Source organism: Methylobacterium sp. WL119 (assembly GCF_008039875.1).
Classification (GTDB): domain Bacteria; phylum Pseudomonadota; class Alphaproteobacteria; order Rhizobiales; family Beijerinckiaceae; genus Methylobacterium.
Map to the genome: position 1 here is coordinate 21,108 of NZ_VRUU01000031.1, position 16,481 is coordinate 37,588.

The window sequence follows — 16,481 nt, forward strand, 5'->3', positions numbered from 1 at the left end:
TGGCGCCCGGTCAGTCCGGGATCGCGAACCCGATCGACTGGCACAGGATCGCGACCATCGTCACGCCGCCGGCGACGAGCCCCATCCGGTCCGGGCGCGCGGGCGCCGACGGCGCGGCGCCGAGACGCAGCTCGTCCTCGTAGCGTGCCAGGATCCAGGCCTGCAGCGACGGTGCGGTCAGGGCGAGCCAGGCCCACAGGCCGATCGCCAAGAAACCCAGGGCCTGTCCGCCATAGGTGAAGACGTCGTCGATCATGGCGCTCTCGGAGCGAGCACCCCCTCGCCGCGAACCTAGCCCAGCCGTCCGGCACCTGGAAAGCCCGGTCGGGGTTCGACGGCGTCGCCGACGCGCCTTTCGCGTGCGCTCGCACACGGATCGGCCTATGACACGCCCGACATTCGAACAACCCGGCGCCTTCCCGATGACCGCACTCGCAGATCTGTCCCCCGCCGAACTGGCCGCGCGCTACGCGCAGGCGCAGGGCGCCTACGAAGCGTTCCGCGCCCGCGGGCTCAAGCTCGACATGACCCGGGGCAAGCCCTCGCCCGAGCAGCTCGACCTCGCGTCGGGCATGCTGGCGCTGCCCGGCAACGGCGACCACACCACGGCGTCGGGGGAGGATGCCCGCAACTACGGCGGCCTGCAGGGCCTTGCGGAGGCGCGCGCGCTGTTCGGGCCGGCGCTGCTCGGCGTGCCCGCGGAGCAGGTGGTGGTGGCCGAGAACGCGAGCCTCGCCGTGATGCACGACTGCATCGTCTGGGCGATGCTAAAGGGCGTGCCGGGCTCGGAGCGCCCGTGGTCGCGCGAGGAGGCGCCGGCCTTCCTCTGCCCGGTGCCGGGCTACGACCGCCACTTCGCCCTGTGCGAGGAATTCGGCATCCGCATGCTGCCGGTGCCGATGACGCCGGACGGGCCGGACATGGAGGTGGTCGAGGCCCTCGTCGCCGACCCGGCGGTGAAGGGGATGTGGTGCGTCCCGAAATACTCGAACCCGTCCGGCGAGATCTATTCGGAGGAGACCGTCCGGCGGCTCGCCGCGATGAAGGCCGGCGCCCCGGACTTCCGCCTGTTCTGGGACAACGCCTACGCCGTCCACCACCTCACGCCCGAGCACCACGCGATCCCCGACATCCTGGAAGCCTGCCGGGCGGCCGGGCATCCGAACCGCGCCTTCATCTTCGCCTCGACCTCGAAGATCACGCTCGCCGGCGCGGGTCTGGCCTTCTTCGCCGGCTCCCCCGACAACGTACGCTGGTACCTCGCGCGGGCGGGCAAGCGCACGATCGGCCCGGACAAGCTGAACCAGCTCCGGCACGTCCGCTTCCTGCGCGACGCGGCGGGGCTCACCGCCCACATGGAGCGCCAGCGCGAGCTCCTCGCCCCGAAGTTCTCCGCCGTCACCGAGGCGCTCGCGCGGCACCTGACCGGGACGGACGTGGCCTGGAGCCGGCCCGAGGGCGGCTACTTCGTCAGCGTGGACGCCGGCGTCGGCACCGCCGAGCGCATCGTCGAGCTGGCCAAGGGCGCCGGCATCGGCCTGACGCCGGCCGGCGCGACCTTCCCCTACGGCCGCGACCCCCGCGACGCGGCGCTGCGGCTGGCGCCGTCCTATCCGAGCCTGTCCGAGGTCCGGGAGGCGGCGGAAGGGATCGCGCTCTGCATCCTGCTCGCCGCGCTCGAATCGGAGCGGGCGGTGCGCGCGGCGCCGCAGGAATGAGCGGCCTGCTCCGGGCGGCCGGCTTCCTCGTCCTGGCGGCGACGCTGCCGGCCTGCGCCGCGCCGCGCGCCGCGCGCGTCGCGTCCTGCGACGGGCTGACCGCCGCGATGATCCGCGCCACCGGCGCCTCGCTCGCCGGCCGCGCCGGCACGCGCGCGGTGTTCCGCGCGACCGATGCCGAGCGCATGAGCCTCGATTGCCGGGCGCCGGCGCGGATGGTGTTCGCCTCCCGCGACCGCGAGCCGGAGCGCGGCTTCTACGAGCTGATCGGCCGGGCGGCGCGTGCGCTCGCCGGCGCGGACGCCGAGACCGCCGAGGTGCTGGCACGGCAGGTCCACCAGGATTCGCTGCTGGCCGACGCACCGCGCCAGGGCGTCGCCGGCAAGGCGGCCCTGCGCTGCGAGACCGGGCCGCGGGCCGACGCGCTGGCCGGCGACCTCACCGTCTGCGTGCTGGTGCCGAACCGGCCGCCCGCCCTGCGCCGCAAGGCCGGACTTTCGCGGGAGGCTCCGGCGGGCTAAGCCTCCGGCCATGCCCGATTCCACCGACAGCCCAACACCCAGGACCGTCCGCGCCGGCACGGTCGCCTTCGGCAACCACCTGCCGCTGGCACTGATCGCCGGCCCGTGCCAGCTCGAGAGCCGCGACCACGCGCTCGAGATCGCGGCCGCGCTGAAGGAGATGGCGGAGTCCCTCGGGATCGCCCTGGTGTTCAAGGCCTCGTTCGACAAGGCGAACCGCACCTCGGGCGGCGCCGCCCGCGGCATCGGGTTGTCCGGCGCGCTGCCGATCTTCGCCGAGATCAAGGCGCGCTACGGCCTGCCGGTGCTCACCGACGTGCACGATGCCGGGCAGTGCGGGCCGGCGGCCGAGGTGGTCGACGTGCTCCAGATCCCGGCCTTCCTGTGCCGGCAGACCGACCTGCTGCTGGCCGCCGCCGCCACCGGCCGCGTGGTCAACGTGAAGAAGGGCCAGTTCCTCGCACCCTGGGACATGCAGCACGTGGCCGCCAAGGTCACCGGGGCCGGCAACCCGAACGTGATCGTCACCGAACGCGGCGCCTCGTTCGGCTACAACACCCTGGTCTCCGACATGCGCAGCCTGCCGATCATGGCCGCGGTGACGGGCGGCGCGCCGGTCGTGTTCGATGCGACCCACTCGGTGCAGCAGCCGGGCGGGCAGGGGGGAAGCTCGGGCGGCGAGCGCCGCTTCGTCGCCGTGCTGGCACGGGCCGCCGTCGCGGTCGGCGTCGCGGGTGTCTTCATCGAGACCGACCCCGATCCCGATCGCGCCCCCTCCGACGGCCCCAACATGGTGGCGCTGCGGGACATGCCGGCGCTCGTGTCCGAACTCCTGGCCTTCGACCGGCTGGCCAAGGCGCACGCGTAAGGCTCAGGACGTCGTCGCCGCCACGAGGACGTGCGCGCGCAGCGGCTGCGACAGGACGTGGCGCCCGCCCGCATCCGTCTCGGCGGCGGCCGCGAAGGCGTCGGCGATCGCCGACGCGTTGTCGCGGATCGCGGCCCGCCGCGCCGGATCGACCGCCGCCGCGCGCTCGAGGAAGGCGTCGCGGTCGGCGAAGGCCTCGCGGCGCACGAACCTCGTGTCGGACAGGCAGAGGAACGCCCCGGCCGCGATCGCTGCAGCGATGGCGCCCTGCGCCGCGGCGCGGATCGCGGTCTCGTCCTCGACCGGCTGGAGCGCCGAGAAGAAGCTGCCCTCGGCCAGCGGCTCGACCACGACGATCCGGCCGCCCGGTGCGACGACGCGGGCCGCCTCGTCCAGCGCCGCGCGCGGGTCGGGAACGTGGTGCAGGGCGTTGAGGATGACCGCGCCGCCGAAGGTCCCGTCGGCGAACGGCAGGGCCTCGGCGGAGCAGATCTCGAAGGCGCAGTCCGGCGCCCGGCGCCGGGCTGCGGCGACCGCCGCTTCGCCGGGGTCGATCCCCGTCACCCGTGCGCCGTGGCCGGCCAGCGCAGCCGACATCGCCCCGGGGCCGCACCCGATATCGACGATGCGGCGCCCCGCGATCGGCGAGAACGCGTCGAGGACGAGCGAGAGGGTATCCATGGGGCAAGGTCCGGTCCGGGCGTTCCGGAGCACCATCGCGGGGCGGCCGGCACGGTGCAACCGCCGCGGGGCCGCGAGCGGGAACGCCGCGATCATCCGGCTGCAGCGGCCCGCGGGTTCTGTCGGGGCGTTACGAACGCGCCGCTTCGTGATCGCGAGATCAATCGTCGCGCCTGTTCACCCGTCCATCCCCCTGATAGTTTCCCGCTCATCACACGCATTCGGTTCTCGCAGCAGGCATCCATCACCGGAGGTCCTGATCGGCGTCACCTGCGACCGAACGATCATTCCCACGGAAGAGCGGATGCCGTATCTGTGGGATAAAATCCCACGGATACGTCCCGCAATGCCGCGCTTCACCATCGACCTGCATGACGGCGCGCACTTCGTGCGCGACACCGAGGGCTTCGATCTGCCCGATGCGGATGCCGCGCGCGAGAAGCTCGTCCGGATCATGTCGAAGATCGCGCAGGGCTTCGCGGCCGTCCCCGAGCGCCAGGACTACCTCGCGGTGGTCCGCGACGAGCACCGGAAGGTCGTCTTCCGGGCCCGTCTCTCGCTGGACATCGAGACGTTCGACGTCGGCTGAGCGCCGAGGATGGACCCTCGCGCGGCGCCGGCCGGGCATCGGCGCGTCACCGCGGCGTCGCGGGGCCGACGGCCGAGCGCCTGGCGATGTCGACGACCTGCTCGGGCGTCGGCGGGTTCGCCGGGTGGTGGCTCAGGCACAGCGGCGTCCGCAGCTTGACCGGGCGGCCGGAGCCCTCGGTGGCGAAGTAGAACTCGCCCGCTCCGAGCTTGCCGATATCCGCCGCCGTCCCGCCGCTGGCGGCCAGGATCTCCTGGGCCGCCGCGATGGTCGCGGGCGCGCTCTGCCGGCCGAAGACCTGCGTCGTGCAGTTCGAGACCACCTGATTGTGGATGCCGCGCGGCACCTGCGTCGCGACGATCATGCCGAGCCCGTACTTTCGCGCCTGCGCCACCAGCTTGATGCCGCTGCCGAGGCTCAGCGCCTGCCGCTGCGCGGGCAGGAAGGTTTGCGCCTCGTCCACCACGTAGAGCAGGCCGCGCGGCGACGGGTTGCGCTTGACCCAGCCGAACAGGGCCATCTGCAGCCGGTTGACGAAATCCTCCCGGGCCGCGTCCGATCCGAGGCCGGCGAGGTTGATCACGGAGATGCGGGTGCGGTCGCCGCCGAAGAACAGGATCGCGGGATCGAGTGCCGCGCCCTCGGCCTTCAGCAGAGGGTTCGTCGCCACTGCGGCGTGGAGCTGGTCGGCCATGCCGGCGGCGAGCTTGCCGGCCTCGCGGATGCGGCTCACGTCGTCGGGCAGATCGGCCAGTAGCGCGGTGAAGGCCGCGAGGTCGCCGCCGCCGTCGGCCGCGAACAGGCGGAGCGCGTCGGCGAGGACGCCGCGTTGCAGCTCCTTCTTCGCGCCGGCGAGCGGCCCCAGCGTCTCGGCGGCCATCTCGACGGCCTGCTGGCGCTCGTCGCGGTCGTCGCCGAGGCCGCGAAAATCCGGCATCGCCGACAGGAACACCGGGTTGCCGGCATGCACCCCCGGCGTCCAGACCACGACCTCGACCCGGGCCCGGTAGACGCGGGCCTTGGCGTCGTCGTCTGCGGTGAACCGGCCCGGCCGCTCGGGCCAGGCTTCGCCGAGGCGCGACAGGTCGTTGTTGGGATCGATCACGATGGCCGGAATGCCGGCCAGCGCCGCCTCCTCGACGAGGCGGCGCAGCAGCACGGTCTTGCCCGAGCCCGAGCCGGCGATGATCGCGGTGTGGCGCGGCAGCAGCCGGATCGGCAGGGTCACGGGCTCGCCGCCCGCGCTCATGCGATGACCGATCGGGATCTCGGACGGCGCCGCATTCGCCTCGCCGTTCGGACGCGGGCGGTCCTCGCCGCGGCCGGGGCGGGGCGGCGGCAGCGCGTGACCCGCCCCCGCCGATGCGGTCTCGCGCGGCATGACGGGGGCGTCCTCCACCGCGGACGCCGGGGAGCGGCGCGGGCCGGCATCCGGCTCGCCGAGGCCGGCCCGCTGGAAGAGGGCGGTCGCGCGCACGAAGCGCCCGGCCCGGAGCCAGGCCTCGAAGCGGTCGAGCCGCCCCTCCGCCGACGCCGCATCCCGCAGGTCGCGCAACGCGACGAAGGTGCGCAGGTCGTCCTCGTCCGGGTCGATCAGCACGCCGTTGGCCGCGGTGAACAGGTCGACCAGCTGCTTGGTCTTGGCGCCGCCCGGCACCGGCCCGCGCCGGACGATCAGCAGCTCCCGCCCCGGCATGCGGGCCGAGATGCCCGAGGCGGTGAGCGCCGCCCGCAGCCGAGCCTGGAAGGCGATGGCGTTCTGGTGCAGCAGCGCGCGGTAGCAGACGTGCCGCTCGCGGTCGTTCTCGTCCCGGTGGGTCAGCGTCAGGCGGCCGTGCAGCGGCGGGATCCTCTGCTCCGGCTCGCCCTTGCTCGCCACGTCGAGGGCGTCGTCCGGGTCGTCCTCCAGCGCGTAGAGGTCGAAGGCCGCGCGCAGCACCTCGGCGAGGGCGTCGTCCTCCCCGTCGAGGAGGTCGCCGATCTCGGCTCTCGCCTTCGCGCCGGCGAGGTCGAAGAGCGTCTCGGACGTGTCCCGATCCACTTTCTCGATCCGCCCCGTCAGGTCGTCGCAGAGGGAGACCCGCCCCTCCGCCAGGCAGGCGCGGCGGAAGGCGTCGCACCGCATCAGGATCGTGCGCGGCATCATCCCGGCCTCGGCGGCCGCCGCGATCGCGGCCTCGCTGTAGGGCCAGGACGGGAAGGGCGGCGTGAAGCCGGCCTCAAGGCAGGCCGGGCGCATGCGCCCGACGATCAGCGCGGCGGCGGCCGTGCGATCGCTCATCCCGCGGAGGTAGATGTCGCCCGTGAAGCGGTGCCGCGTCGCCCCCGTGGTCCGCTCGCCGAGGCGGGCCCAGGATTCCGGGAGGCAGGTCACCACGGTCATGCTGCGGTCGCAGACGGTGTGGAGCTCGAGAAGGCCGGCGCCGAGCACCTCGGCGAGGCCCGCCGCCCCGTCGAGGTCGTCCGTGGCCGCGAGCCGGCTCGCCTCGATCACGCCGTCGATCTGGTCGATGGCGATGAGCGTCGGCCCGCTCAGCGCCATGATCCAGCACATGCCGCGCACGAGGTCGATCGGGGCCGGCGGCGGCGTCTTGAAGCCCAGCGCGGCCCGCTCGCCCGGGTCGGCGTCGTAGCCCTGAAGCCACGCATGCGCGAGGCCGACGGCGCTGAAATCCTGGGAGCGCAGCAGGCACAGGGCGCGGAAGACATCGAGGTGCTTCAGCGCCCGCGCCGCGTCGACGCTCATCAGGGCCCTGACCAGCACGTCGACGATGCGGCGCGCGTCCATGTTGGGAGTGTTGAACGCAGCCTCGACCTGGGCCTCGACCTTGAACCGGCGGGCGACGCCCGCCAGCACGGCGTCCGACTGGCGGCGCCCGTCCGGCATCGCCTGGAGCAGGGCCGTGACGAAGCTGAGCGCCGCGCTGCGCCAGAAATCGGTCAGGCCGAGCACGTCGAGGGGGACGAACCAGCCACCCTGCCGCCAGACCTCGCGGCGCAGCTGCCCGACGAGATGGGTCTTGCCGATGCCGGGCTGGCCGACGAGAGCGCGTCCCTTGGCCCGCTGGTCGGGGGTGCGCGCCTCGGCGCGGAGGTCCGCGACCAGCGCCGGCACCAGGGCCTCGTTGGGGGCGCCGGTCGGCGGCGCGTCGATCCAGATGCTGTCGAGGGTGCGGACCCAGTCGAAATCGACACGGCGCAGGGCGTCGAGGGCGTCGCTCATCGGGCGGTCACCGGATCCAGAGGATGTGGAAGGGTTCGCCGGCCGGGCTGTAGGCGGCGGCGTGCTCGGCCGGCGTGAGGGCCTTCGGGTCGCTGAACTGGCTGAGGCGGGCGGTCGCGTCCTTCCGGAGGATGGCGGCAAGGCCCGAATCCACCGTGGCGCGGTCGAGGTCGGCGAGCGCCGCGCGCAGGTCGCTGAGCCGAACGGCCTCGGCGCGGGCGCCGCCGGTGAGGTCGAGATAGGCGGCCTCGATGCGCGCGCGCAGCTGGCGCGGGCCGAGGGGCCTTCCCGCCTTCGGCGCGGCCTTTCGCGGGGCCGCCGCCCGGCGCTTCGGAGCCGCCTTGGTCTCGGGAGCGGGTTCGGGCGCAGTTTCCGGCGGGGAGCCGACCAGGTCCGCCAGCGTCTGCCCGGTCGCGGCGAGGTGGCGATCGATGCGCCCGAGCCAATCCCGAAGGACGCGTAGGTTCGGCGGCAGCGGCGCCTGCAGGTTCCGCCCGGCCCAGTGCCAGCCCCGATCCGTCACCGAGAGGACGAACGACCGGCCGGCCTTCTCGACGGCGATCAGGCCCGCGGCGGCCAGGGCCTCCCGATCCGGCTTTCTCACCGCCGGCACCAGCGTGCCTTGCGCGGCACGGCCGCAGCGCCCCAGGAGGCACCAGAGAACCAGGCTCTGCGTCGGCGTCGGCTCACTCATCGAAACCCCTTCAGCGCTCGCGCGCGCCGCACGACGGCGCGGATCTTCTCGATCGCCAGGCCCGGATCGGCCTCCACCTGCGCGTTGGTGAGGCGCAGCACGAGATAGCCGGCGACCAGGAGTTCGTAGTCCCGGTGGCGGTCGGCGTCGAAGGCCGCCGCGGCGCGGTGCTCGGGTCCGTCGAGCTCGACCACGACGCCGCCCGCCTCCCACAGCAGGTCGACCCGGGGCACGAACCGGCCGCCGCCGAGCAGCACGCGGGCGTTGCCCCCGAACAGGCCGGCAAGGTCGGCGTCCCGCGCCTCCTCCATCCGCCGCTCCACGGCACTGGCAGGGTGGGCGCGGGAGCGGGCCGGGATGAAGCGCACCGCGGCGGCGACCGGCTCGCGCAGAACCTCGTACGCACCGTAGAGAACCCGGTCGTAGGGCGGCATCGGGGGCGGGCCGCCGGCAGCGCGACGACCAAGGCGGCGCCGCAGGCGGCGCACCGCTCCAGCGCCTCGATCAGCGCGGCCGCGCGGACCGGGCTCGACGGATCGACCTCCGCGACGAGCGCGACGCCCGCCGGATAGATCGTCCGAAGCAGCTGGGCGAGCTCGAAACCCCGATCGAGATGCCGGAACCGCGGCCGGGCGCCGGCGCCCGCGCGCTTGGCCGCCGCCCTGAGCCAGGGGCGGGACACGCCCAGGTCGTCGGGCGCGGCATCGGCAGCCGCGTCGAGGCCGTGCCAGTCGGGCCACCGGGAAAGGGCGAGGTCGGCGAAGTCGTCGAGCAGGCGATCGAGCACGGCCTCGGCCGTCCGCGCCGCGTCGGCTTCGAGGAACAGCACGCCCCGCTCCGCCGCACCCGCCGCGTCGAGGGCGGCGCCGACGCCGTCGCGCCCGATGCCGACGAGGACGAGCCGCTCGCCCGCCCGCAGACCCTGGATCGTCCGCCCGAGCTCGCCGAGCGGCAACCGCCGGCGCGGCGCATCCCCGCATCCGGCGGCGTCGGCGCGATCGGGGATCGTGCTCACGTCCGAAGCCTCATGCCGACGCTTCCGCCCCCCGCGTTTCCGCAACCTTTCAACACGGATCGACGGCTCGGCGCTACCGGATCGTCACCGTGAGGTTGCGGACCGCCCGTGTCCCGATGTCGCGCGGCGGGTGCCTGCCGATCGGTGTCCGCATCCGCCGAGGCCGGTGCCTGCCCCTCTCCGGTCGGAACCGCGCCGTATCCGGTGCCCGAGCCCTCGCGCTTGATCGCGCGGGTCGGCGCGGCGATGATCGCGGCCATGCCCGACATCGGTGATCCGCCCGCGACGCGAACGGCGCCGCTCGTCTCGACCCGGGCGGCGACGTCGATCGTGATCGCCGACATGGTCGGGGTCGGCGTCTTCACCAGCCTCGGCTTCCAGGTCACGGACATCACGTCCGGCTTCACGCTGCTGCTGCTGTGGTTCGTCGGCGGCGTCGTCGCCCTGTGCGGGGCGTTCAGCTACGCCGAGCTGGCGGCGATGTTTCCCCGCTCCAGCGGCGAGTACAACTTCCTCACCCGCGCCTACGGCCCCGCCTTCGGCTTCATGGCCGGCTGGCTCTCGGCGACTGTCGGATTCGCCACGCCGGTGGCGCTCGCGGCGATGGCGTTCGGCCAGTATGCGCAGGCGATCCTGCCGGGGACCCCGCCCTTGCCCCTCGGCCTCGCGGTCGTCTGGGGGGTGACCGCCATCCGCCTGGTCGGGGGCCGCCACGGCGATGCGATCCAGGTCGGCTTCACGCTGCTGAAGCTCGCGCTGATCGTGCTCTTCATCGTCGCGGGCTTCGCCGGCGGCGGGGGCGGGTCGACCGACTTCGCGCCGAGCGCCGCCGACCCGGGCCAGATCTTCAGCGCGAGCTTCGCGGTGAGCCTCGTCTTCGTGATGTACGCCTACACGGGCTGGAACGCGGCGACCTACATCGTCGGGGACCTGGCCGATCCGCCGCGCAGCCTGCCGCGGGCGCTGTTCGTCGGGACGGGCGTCGTGCTCGTGCTCTACGTCGCGCTGAACGCGGTGTTCCTCTACACGACGCCGACCGCGGAGCTCGCCGGGCAGATCGAGGTCGCCCTGATCAGCGGGCGCCACGTGTTCGGCGAGGCGGGTGGGCGGCTCGTCGGCATCCTGATCTGCCTCGGCCTGATCCCGACGATCAGCGCCATGATGTGGATCGGGCCGAGCGTCACCGTGGCGATGGGCGAGGACGCGCCCTTGCTGCGCATGTTCGCGCGGCGCGCCCGCACCGGCGTGCCCGTGGCCGCGACCCTGCTGCAGGCCGTCGTCGCGAGCCTGCTGCTCCTCACCCGCAGCTTCGAGGCGGTGCTGGAATTCATCCAGTTCAGCCTGATCCTGTGCTCGTTCCTCACCGTCCTCGGCGTGATCAGGCTGCGCATCACCCGGCCCGACCTGCCGCGGCCGGTCCGCGCCTGGGGCTATCCGGTCACGCCGCTGATCTTCCTCGGCGTCACGCTGTTCATGCTGGTCCACCTGGTCGCCTCGCGACCGCTCCAGTCGCTCGCGGGCTTCCTCCTGATGCTGGCCGGCCTGCTGCTCTTCGTCGTCGCGGACGGGCTGGCCCGGCGCAGGGACCGGACGCCGATGCGATGAGGCCGCTCGATCCCGAAGCCGATGCGTGCGACGCGAGGCCGGCCGAGACCGCTGGCGCGCACCGTTCCCGAAGCGCGATCACGGCGTCGAGGCGGCGCCCGGCTTGGTCGCGCGCAGCACGTCGAGCCGGTACTCGGCGGTTCGCGACTGCGCCAGCACCCGCGCGAAGCCCTTCGCGCCGGCGATGAAGCCTTCGGCCGCGTCGTCGCCGGAAAGCGGGTAGTGGGTGACGCCGAGCCAGTGCACCAGCACGATGTCGGCCTCGGGCAGCACCGCGTTCTCCACCCGTGCGACGAGACGCGCGAGATCGGCCCGGTCGAGGTAGTAGGCCACCTCCGAGATCACGATCAGGTCGAACCGCCCGTCGGGCCATTGCCCCGGAACGGCGGCGAGCTGGAAGCGCGCATTCGCGCAATCGGCGCAGCGGGCGCGGGCCGCCTCGATCACGGAGGGAACCACGTCGAGCCCGACCACGGCATCGCAGCGCTGACAGAGCTGGTGCGTGAACACCCCGATCGAGCAGCCGACATCGAGGGCGGACGCGTAGCGGTGCCGGGGCAGGGCGGCGAGCGTCGCCTGGTACTTGGCACGCTCGTAGGCGCTCGAGGCGAACTGCCAGGGATCGGCCTCGGTGGCGTACATGCCCTTGAAGTAGTCGGTGTCGAGGGACTTCGCGCGCCGGCCCGTCTCCGTCACAGCCGGCCCTCCCGCCTCGCTCTCCGCACCCGCGGCGGCCGTCATCCCGAGCAGCGTGCCGGCGACGACGCCGCCCCCGGATCGCAGCAGGCTCCGGCGTGACGGTCGCTTGCAGTCGCGCACGATGAACCTCACCCCGTCCGTAGGCCTGTGATGAGCGCAACCGCATCCGCCCGGGACAGTTCCGCCGGAGCCAGCCAGCGTCAGGACGGCCCGATCGACAGTTCATGCCCGATCGACGGCCTGTGCCGGGAGCGTGAACGAGGAACATCGACGCGGCGCATCCCGTTGAGACAGCCGTATTATGGGAGAAAACGCATGGTCGACGTCGGGCAGATCAAGGAACACGCCGAGGTCGTCGGCTCGGACGGAGCCCACGTCGGCACGGTCGATCACGTCGACAAGGGCGAGATTAAGCTGACGAAGAAGGACGCGGCCGCCGGGGGCCTGCACCACTATATCCCGGTCGACTTCGTCCAGGCGGTCGAGGGCGACACCGTCCGCCTCGACCGGCCGGCCGAGGAGGTCAAGCGCGAGTGGTCGACGTCCTGACCCCATGGGATCCGCGGCGCCGGGGCGTCGCGTTCCGTCCCCGCACAGGCCCGAACGCGGTATCCACGGCGTTCGGCGCAACGGGCGACGAGCCCCCGGCCAACGGCTGCCGGGCTCCGTCATCGTCTCCGATGAGCGACCGGGAATGGCATCAACCGTGTTGAGCCGCGATGTCCGATGACGATGCCGAGGCGTTTCTGCGCGAAGTCCGCGCGGCGCTCGCCACCGCTCGCCCCGAGGAACCGTCCCTCGACAGCCTGCAGCGCCTGATGACCTGGCTGCAGACCACCGAGATGGAGGAAGCCCCGCCCGAGGCCGGCCGCGACGGCACGGAGGACGGCGAAGGCGCCGCCCCCGAAGTCTCGGAGCCGTGACAGACGATCGGGACGGAAGGGCCGGGGGAGCGTCGCGCCAGGCCCGGGGAGGCGACCCTGCCCGAGAGGGCAGGCAGGGCCGCCGCAGCGGATCGGGCAGATCTGCTGGCTGCCGAGGCAGTGAAGGCATGGTGCGGCAGACAGGTTGCCGAAGAATGACCGAACGGCGTTCGAATCGGACCGGAGTCGCAGAACCCGCGCAAACGCGTCGATCAACGATCCGTGTGGGGCGGAACGCCGGGCCGGGCGGATCCGTTTCAGCCGCCTCACGGGAGCCTACCATCATGAAGCTCGGTCTCGCCGCCTCGCTGGTCGCCAGCAGCCTTCTCCTCGTCGCCCCCGCACGTGCGCAGGGCACGGCGAACGCGCCCGGCGCGGTGCCGGGGTCGGCGGCCACCGCACCGGCGGCCAATCCCACCGCACCGGGGAGCAAGCCCGCGGCGCCGAAGGCGGATCGCACCGCGCGATCGAAGGAATGCTCGATGCAGGCCGACAAGCAGGGCCTGCACGGCAAGGCGCGCAAGGCCTTCCGGAATTCGTGCAAGCACGGCCGATCCTGATCCGGTCGTCCGGCGCGCCGCCTTGATCCCGCTCTCGCCGACCGTGCGTCCGCGACGTCGGCCCATCGGTGATGAGGTCGGCCGGATGCGGCTGTCCCTCCTCGGTGCCTGCATCCTGCTCGCCCTCGGCAGCTGCCAGGATCCGAAGCCCGGCCCCGCCGGCCCGGCCGGGCCGAAGGGCGACACCGGCCCGCCCGGCCCCCGAGGGGACGCGGGCCTCACCGGCGCGACCGGGCAGCGCGGCGCGACCGGCGACAGGGGCGAGCGCGGCGAGCCCGGTCCCGTCGGCCCCGCCCTCGACGGCCTGGTGCGGCAGGACGTGCTCTGCCGGCGCGACGAGATCCTGATCGGCGCCTATTGCCAAGGCTACGCGGTGCTTCCCTCGGTCACGATCACCGACGGCATCGCCACCGTCGGATGCATGGACCTGCAGTCCAAGCCCGCCGAGAACGCCCGACCGGTCGCGACCCGCCTGAAGAAGCCATGAGCGACCTCCAGTTCTGGCTCTTCCTCGCGGTCGCCATCCCCATCCTGCTCCTGCCGGCCGGGATCGCGGCCTGGAAGGGGCGCAATCTCTGGCCCGTCATCGCCCTGAGCCTCGTGTTCTGGCCGGGCACGCTGGGTTTGGCCCTGCGGACCAGGCGGCGGTGACGGCGCTGACCGGTACTGCCGTGCATGCCCCCGGCATCGAGCGGACGACGCCCTTGCGCACCATGCGCCGCGATGGTCCGCGGCGCCCTACCGGATGATTTGCCCGCCGGCCGATGCGGACGATGCTGGCGGACCCTGGATCACCGAGCCGCGGTCGCGCTCGCGGATGAAGCCGGCGACCGACTCCAATTGCAGCGGCACCAAGAGGCGCTCGATGTGCGGGTCGTGCGCGAGCGCCTGCGTCGTCGCCCGCACGTTGGCGTAAGGGTTGCCCTCGGCGCGCTCCAGGAAGAAGGCGTCCGTCGATCGATAACGGCATCGAGCGCACGCATCCGTTCGCAAGACGGCGAGGGTTCGGTGCCGCTCCCGATGTCGCCGATGATGTCGCGGGATCGGACGAAGGGCAGAAGGTCAGGAGCCTTTCGAAGAGTAGAATATAGTTCGCCAGCAGCCCCAGATCGGAGATCGTCTTTCTGGCTCGCCGTCTGCATTAAAAATTCCCTCTCGTTGACTTCGGGCGAGGACGGTCGGATTTTTCGCAACCCTTCCCGGTCCCGTCCGACAGGCGTCGGACGCGCGTCCTCGCTCGGGTCGACCGCTTCGGGCGGCTGCACGCGCCATCGCAGCGCACGGCACCCCGGCCTTCGAACGCCCGAGCGATCAGGAGAGTCCCATGAGCCATCTCCCGCCCGATGCCGTCGAGTTCATCGGCTTCGCGGCTCCTCGCCTGACCTCCGAGATCCATCCGGCGGAGGGTCCGGCGATCGACCGGGACTACCTCGACCGCCTCGCTCAGGCGCACGAGGCCGGCGGCTTCGACCGCATCCTCGTTGCCGCCTACTCGACGGCGCCGGACGCCCTGCTGATCGCGTCCCGGATCGCGGCGGTGACGCGACGGATCGGGCTGATGATCGCCCATCGCACCGGCTTCACCGCGCCGACGGTGGCCGCCCGGCAATTCGCGACGCTCGACCAGCTCACCGGCGGCCGCATCGCCATCCACGCGATCAGCGGCGGCGACGATCGGGACCTGGCACGCGACGGCGATCACCTGAGCAAGGACGAGCGCTACGCCAGGACGCGGGAATTCCTCGACGTCGCGCGCCTGTCCTGGACCGCGGAAACGCCGTTCGACTATGCCGGCAGCTTCTACCAGGTCGAGCAGGGGTTCTCGGAGGTGAAGCCGGTGCGGGCCGACGGCATCCCGGTGTTCTTCGGCGGCGCCTCGCCGGCGGCGCTCGACGTGGCCGGGCGCCATGCCGACACCTACGCCCTCTGGGGCGAGACGCTGGATCAGGTCCGCGACCTCATCGCCCGCGTCCGCGCCGCGGCGGCCCCCTACGGCCGGAATCCGCGCTTCAGCCTGTCGTTCCGGCCGATCCTCGCCGACACGGAGGCGGCGGCCTGGACGCGGGCCGAGGCGATCCTCGCCAGGACCAAGGCTTTGCGCGCGGCCAGGGGCCTCGGCCCCGCGGCGACCCCGCAGAACGAGGGCGCGCGAAGGCTCCTCGCGGCGGCCGCGAGCGGCACCCGCCTGGACAAGCGCCTCTACACGGCGATCGCCGCCGAGACCGGCGCGGCCGGCAATTCCACCGCGCTCGTCGGCACGCCCGATCAGGTCGCCGAGGCGCTGCTCGACTATCACGACCTCGGCGTGCGCACCTTCCTGATCCGCGGCTTCGATCCGCTGGAGGATGCGATCGGCTACGGTCGCGACCTGCTGCCGGCCTTCCGCGCGCAGCTCGCCAACCGCTCCGCCACCGCGGACGCCGCCTGATGCGCGCGCTCCTGACGGTTCTCGCGCTCCTCGTTGCCCTGGTCCCCGCCCGGGCCGAGGACGTCCTCCGGGTCGGCGACCAGCGCGGCAACGCACGCGCGCTGATGGAGGCCGCCGGCGTCCTCGACGGGCTGCCCTACCGGCTGGCCTGGAGCGAGTTCCCGGCCGCCGCCCCGTTGCTCGAGGCCCTGAACGCCGGCGCGATCGATGCCGGCGGCGTCGGCGACGCGCCCTTCACCTTCGCCGCCGCCGCGGGCGTTCCGGTCAAGGCCTTCCTCGCCTTCCGGAACCGCCAGGACGGGCTCGCGATCCTGGCGGCGGCGGATTCACCGATCCGCACGGTCGCCGATCTCAAGGGCAGGCGCATCGCGACGAACCGCGGCTCGATCGGGCATCAGGTGGTGCTCGCGGCCCTGGGGGAGGCCGGGCTGCCGGCCGATGCCGTCACCCTGAGCTTCCTGCCGCCGGCCGACGCCAAGATCGCCCTGGCCTCGGGCAGCGTCTACGACTGGGCGACCTGGGAGCCCTACACCTCCACCGCCGAGCTCGCGGGCCTGGTCCGTGTCGTGCGCGACGGCAACGGCATCACGCCCGGCCTCAGCTTCGCCGTGGCGAGCGACGCCGCGCTGAAGGGCAAGCGCGCGCTGCTCGCCGATTTCGGGGAGCGGCTCGCGCGGGCCCGGGCCTGGGCGCTCGGCGACCCCGCCCCCTACGCGAAGGTCTGGTCGAAGCTCATCGGCCTGCCGGAGGCGGTGCCGCTGCGCTGGTTCGGCCGGGCGCAGTACCGCAACGTCCCGATCGACGAGGCCGTGATCGCCGACGAGCAGGCCAACATCGACCTCTACGTGCGCGCAGGCCTGATCCCGAAGGCGCGCGCGCCGCGGGCCGAGGCGATCTTCGACACGGGATTCCCGCAACCGGCTGCGTTACGCTGATCGGCCGACGAGCAGGATTCGA

20 protein-coding genes are annotated in these 16,481 nt (G+C 73.1%); 13 read left to right on the forward strand and 7 right to left on the reverse strand.

Annotated features, from left to right (window positions below; all coding sequences use genetic code 11):
* Positions 1–10: 10 nt before the first annotated feature.
* On the reverse strand, positions 11–256 hold the full coding sequence (locus FV227_RS13320) for a hypothetical protein (protein ID WP_147728973.1): 246 nt from the start codon (positions 254–256) through the stop codon (positions 11–13).
* 166 nt (positions 257–422) lie between these two features.
* Between FV227_RS13320 and FV227_RS13325 the strand changes: the two genes are divergently transcribed.
* Genes FV227_RS13325 through kdsA form a run of 3 tightly spaced genes read left to right on the forward strand, consistent with a single transcriptional unit; the run spans position 423 to position 3,107 of the window.
* Positions 423–1,718, forward strand: a complete 1,296-nt coding sequence (locus FV227_RS13325; protein WP_147728974.1) for an aminotransferase class I/II-fold pyridoxal phosphate-dependent enzyme — start codon at positions 423–425, stop codon at positions 1,716–1,718.
* Positions 1,715–2,239 (forward strand): hypothetical protein, encoded by a 525-nt coding sequence (locus FV227_RS13330; RefSeq protein WP_243933823.1) that lies wholly within the window; start codon positions 1,715–1,717, stop codon positions 2,237–2,239. The genes FV227_RS13325 and FV227_RS13330 overlap by 4 nt, the downstream gene beginning before the upstream one ends.
* A 10-nt stretch (positions 2,240–2,249) precedes the next feature.
* Complete coding sequence (kdsA, locus tag FV227_RS13335; RefSeq protein ID WP_147859143.1) at positions 2,250–3,107, forward strand: 3-deoxy-8-phosphooctulonate synthase; 858 nt, start codon at positions 2,250–2,252, stop codon at positions 3,105–3,107.
* Between the two features lie 3 nt (positions 3,108–3,110).
* Here the strand turns inward: kdsA and FV227_RS13340 are convergent, their stop codons facing one another.
* Positions 3,111–3,788: a methyltransferase domain-containing protein gene (locus FV227_RS13340; RefSeq protein ID WP_147859144.1), complete on the reverse strand. Its 678-nt coding sequence runs from the start codon at positions 3,786–3,788 to the stop codon at positions 3,111–3,113.
* 346 nt (positions 3,789–4,134) lie between these two features.
* On the opposite strand from FV227_RS13340, the gene FV227_RS13345 reads away from it, so the two are divergent.
* Positions 4,135–4,377 (forward strand): hypothetical protein, encoded by a 243-nt coding sequence (locus tag FV227_RS13345; protein ID WP_147729487.1) that lies wholly within the window; start codon positions 4,135–4,137, stop codon positions 4,375–4,377.
* Positions 4,378–4,423: 46 nt separating this feature from the next.
* Here the strand turns inward: FV227_RS13345 and FV227_RS13350 are convergent, their stop codons facing one another.
* The 3 genes from FV227_RS13350 to FV227_RS29830 are packed head-to-tail and all read right to left on the reverse strand — an operon-like array spanning position 4,424 to position 8,728.
* Positions 4,424–7,600 (reverse strand): ATP-binding protein, encoded by a 3,177-nt coding sequence (locus FV227_RS13350; RefSeq protein WP_147859145.1) that lies wholly within the window; start codon positions 7,598–7,600, stop codon positions 4,424–4,426.
* 7 nt (positions 7,601–7,607) lie between these two features.
* The gene (locus tag FV227_RS13355) at positions 7,608–8,294 is read right to left on the reverse strand and encodes a hypothetical protein (RefSeq protein WP_147729365.1); all 687 of its coding nucleotides are present in this window, start codon (positions 8,292–8,294) and stop codon (positions 7,608–7,610) included.
* Positions 8,291–8,728, reverse strand: coding sequence for a DUF559 domain-containing protein (locus tag FV227_RS29830; RefSeq protein WP_246686470.1), 438 nt, complete (start codon positions 8,726–8,728; stop codon positions 8,291–8,293). The genes FV227_RS13355 and FV227_RS29830 overlap by 4 nt, the downstream gene beginning before the upstream one ends.
* Positions 8,729–8,907: 179 nt before the next feature.
* Here FV227_RS29830 and FV227_RS29835 point away from each other — a divergent pair, with 179 nt between their 5' ends.
* Complete coding sequence (locus FV227_RS29835) at positions 8,908–9,402, forward strand: hypothetical protein (protein WP_246686469.1); 495 nt, start codon at positions 8,908–8,910, stop codon at positions 9,400–9,402.
* Positions 9,403–9,567: 165 nt separating this feature from the next.
* Positions 9,568–10,914, forward strand: coding sequence for an amino acid permease (locus tag FV227_RS13365; RefSeq protein ID WP_246686473.1), 1,347 nt, complete (start codon positions 9,568–9,570; stop codon positions 10,912–10,914).
* A 78-nt stretch (positions 10,915–10,992) separates the two neighbouring features.
* Here FV227_RS13365 and FV227_RS13370 read toward each other — a convergent pair whose 3' ends face one another.
* Positions 10,993–11,655 (reverse strand): SAM-dependent methyltransferase, encoded by a 663-nt coding sequence (locus tag FV227_RS13370; RefSeq protein WP_147728971.1) that lies wholly within the window; start codon positions 11,653–11,655, stop codon positions 10,993–10,995.
* Between the two features lie 273 nt (positions 11,656–11,928).
* On the opposite strand from FV227_RS13370, the gene FV227_RS13375 reads away from it, so the two are divergent.
* From FV227_RS13375 to FV227_RS29005, 5 genes are all read left to right on the forward strand, one after another.
* Entirely contained in the window at positions 11,929–12,162 is a 234-nt protein-coding gene (locus tag FV227_RS13375; protein ID WP_147728967.1) for a DUF2171 domain-containing protein, read from the forward strand.
* A gap of 170 nt (positions 12,163–12,332) precedes the next feature.
* A complete protein-coding gene (locus FV227_RS13380; protein ID WP_147728968.1) occupies positions 12,333–12,536 on the forward strand; it encodes a hypothetical protein in 204 nt (67 codons plus the stop codon).
* Positions 12,537–12,820: 284 nt separating this feature from the next.
* Entirely contained in the window at positions 12,821–13,096 is a 276-nt protein-coding gene (locus FV227_RS13385; protein ID WP_147728969.1) for a PsiF family protein, read from the forward strand.
* 85 nt (positions 13,097–13,181) lie between these two features.
* Positions 13,182–13,583, forward strand: coding sequence for a collagen-like protein (locus tag FV227_RS30330; protein WP_147859146.1), 402 nt, complete (start codon positions 13,182–13,184; stop codon positions 13,581–13,583).
* Positions 13,580–13,747: a hypothetical protein gene (locus FV227_RS29005; RefSeq protein ID WP_187274789.1), complete on the forward strand. Its 168-nt coding sequence runs from the start codon at positions 13,580–13,582 to the stop codon at positions 13,745–13,747. Before FV227_RS30330 ends, FV227_RS29005 begins: the two co-directional genes overlap by 4 nt.
* A gap of 87 nt (positions 13,748–13,834) precedes the next feature.
* On the opposite strand, the gene FV227_RS29010 is transcribed toward FV227_RS29005, so the two are convergent.
* Entirely contained in the window at positions 13,835–14,002 is a 168-nt protein-coding gene (locus FV227_RS29010) for a hypothetical protein (protein WP_187274790.1), read from the reverse strand.
* A gap of 418 nt (positions 14,003–14,420) precedes the next feature.
* Here FV227_RS29010 and FV227_RS13395 point away from each other — a divergent pair, with 418 nt between their 5' ends.
* Together FV227_RS13395 and FV227_RS13400 are read left to right on the forward strand one after the other, a co-directional pair.
* On the forward strand, positions 14,421–15,524 hold the full coding sequence (locus FV227_RS13395; RefSeq protein WP_147726208.1) for an LLM class flavin-dependent oxidoreductase: 1,104 nt from the start codon (positions 14,421–14,423) through the stop codon (positions 15,522–15,524).
* Positions 15,524–16,459, forward strand: a complete 936-nt coding sequence (locus tag FV227_RS13400) for an ABC transporter substrate-binding protein (protein WP_147859147.1) — start codon at positions 15,524–15,526, stop codon at positions 16,457–16,459. Before FV227_RS13395 ends, FV227_RS13400 begins: the two co-directional genes overlap by 1 nt.
* Positions 16,460–16,481 lie beyond the last annotated feature (22 nt).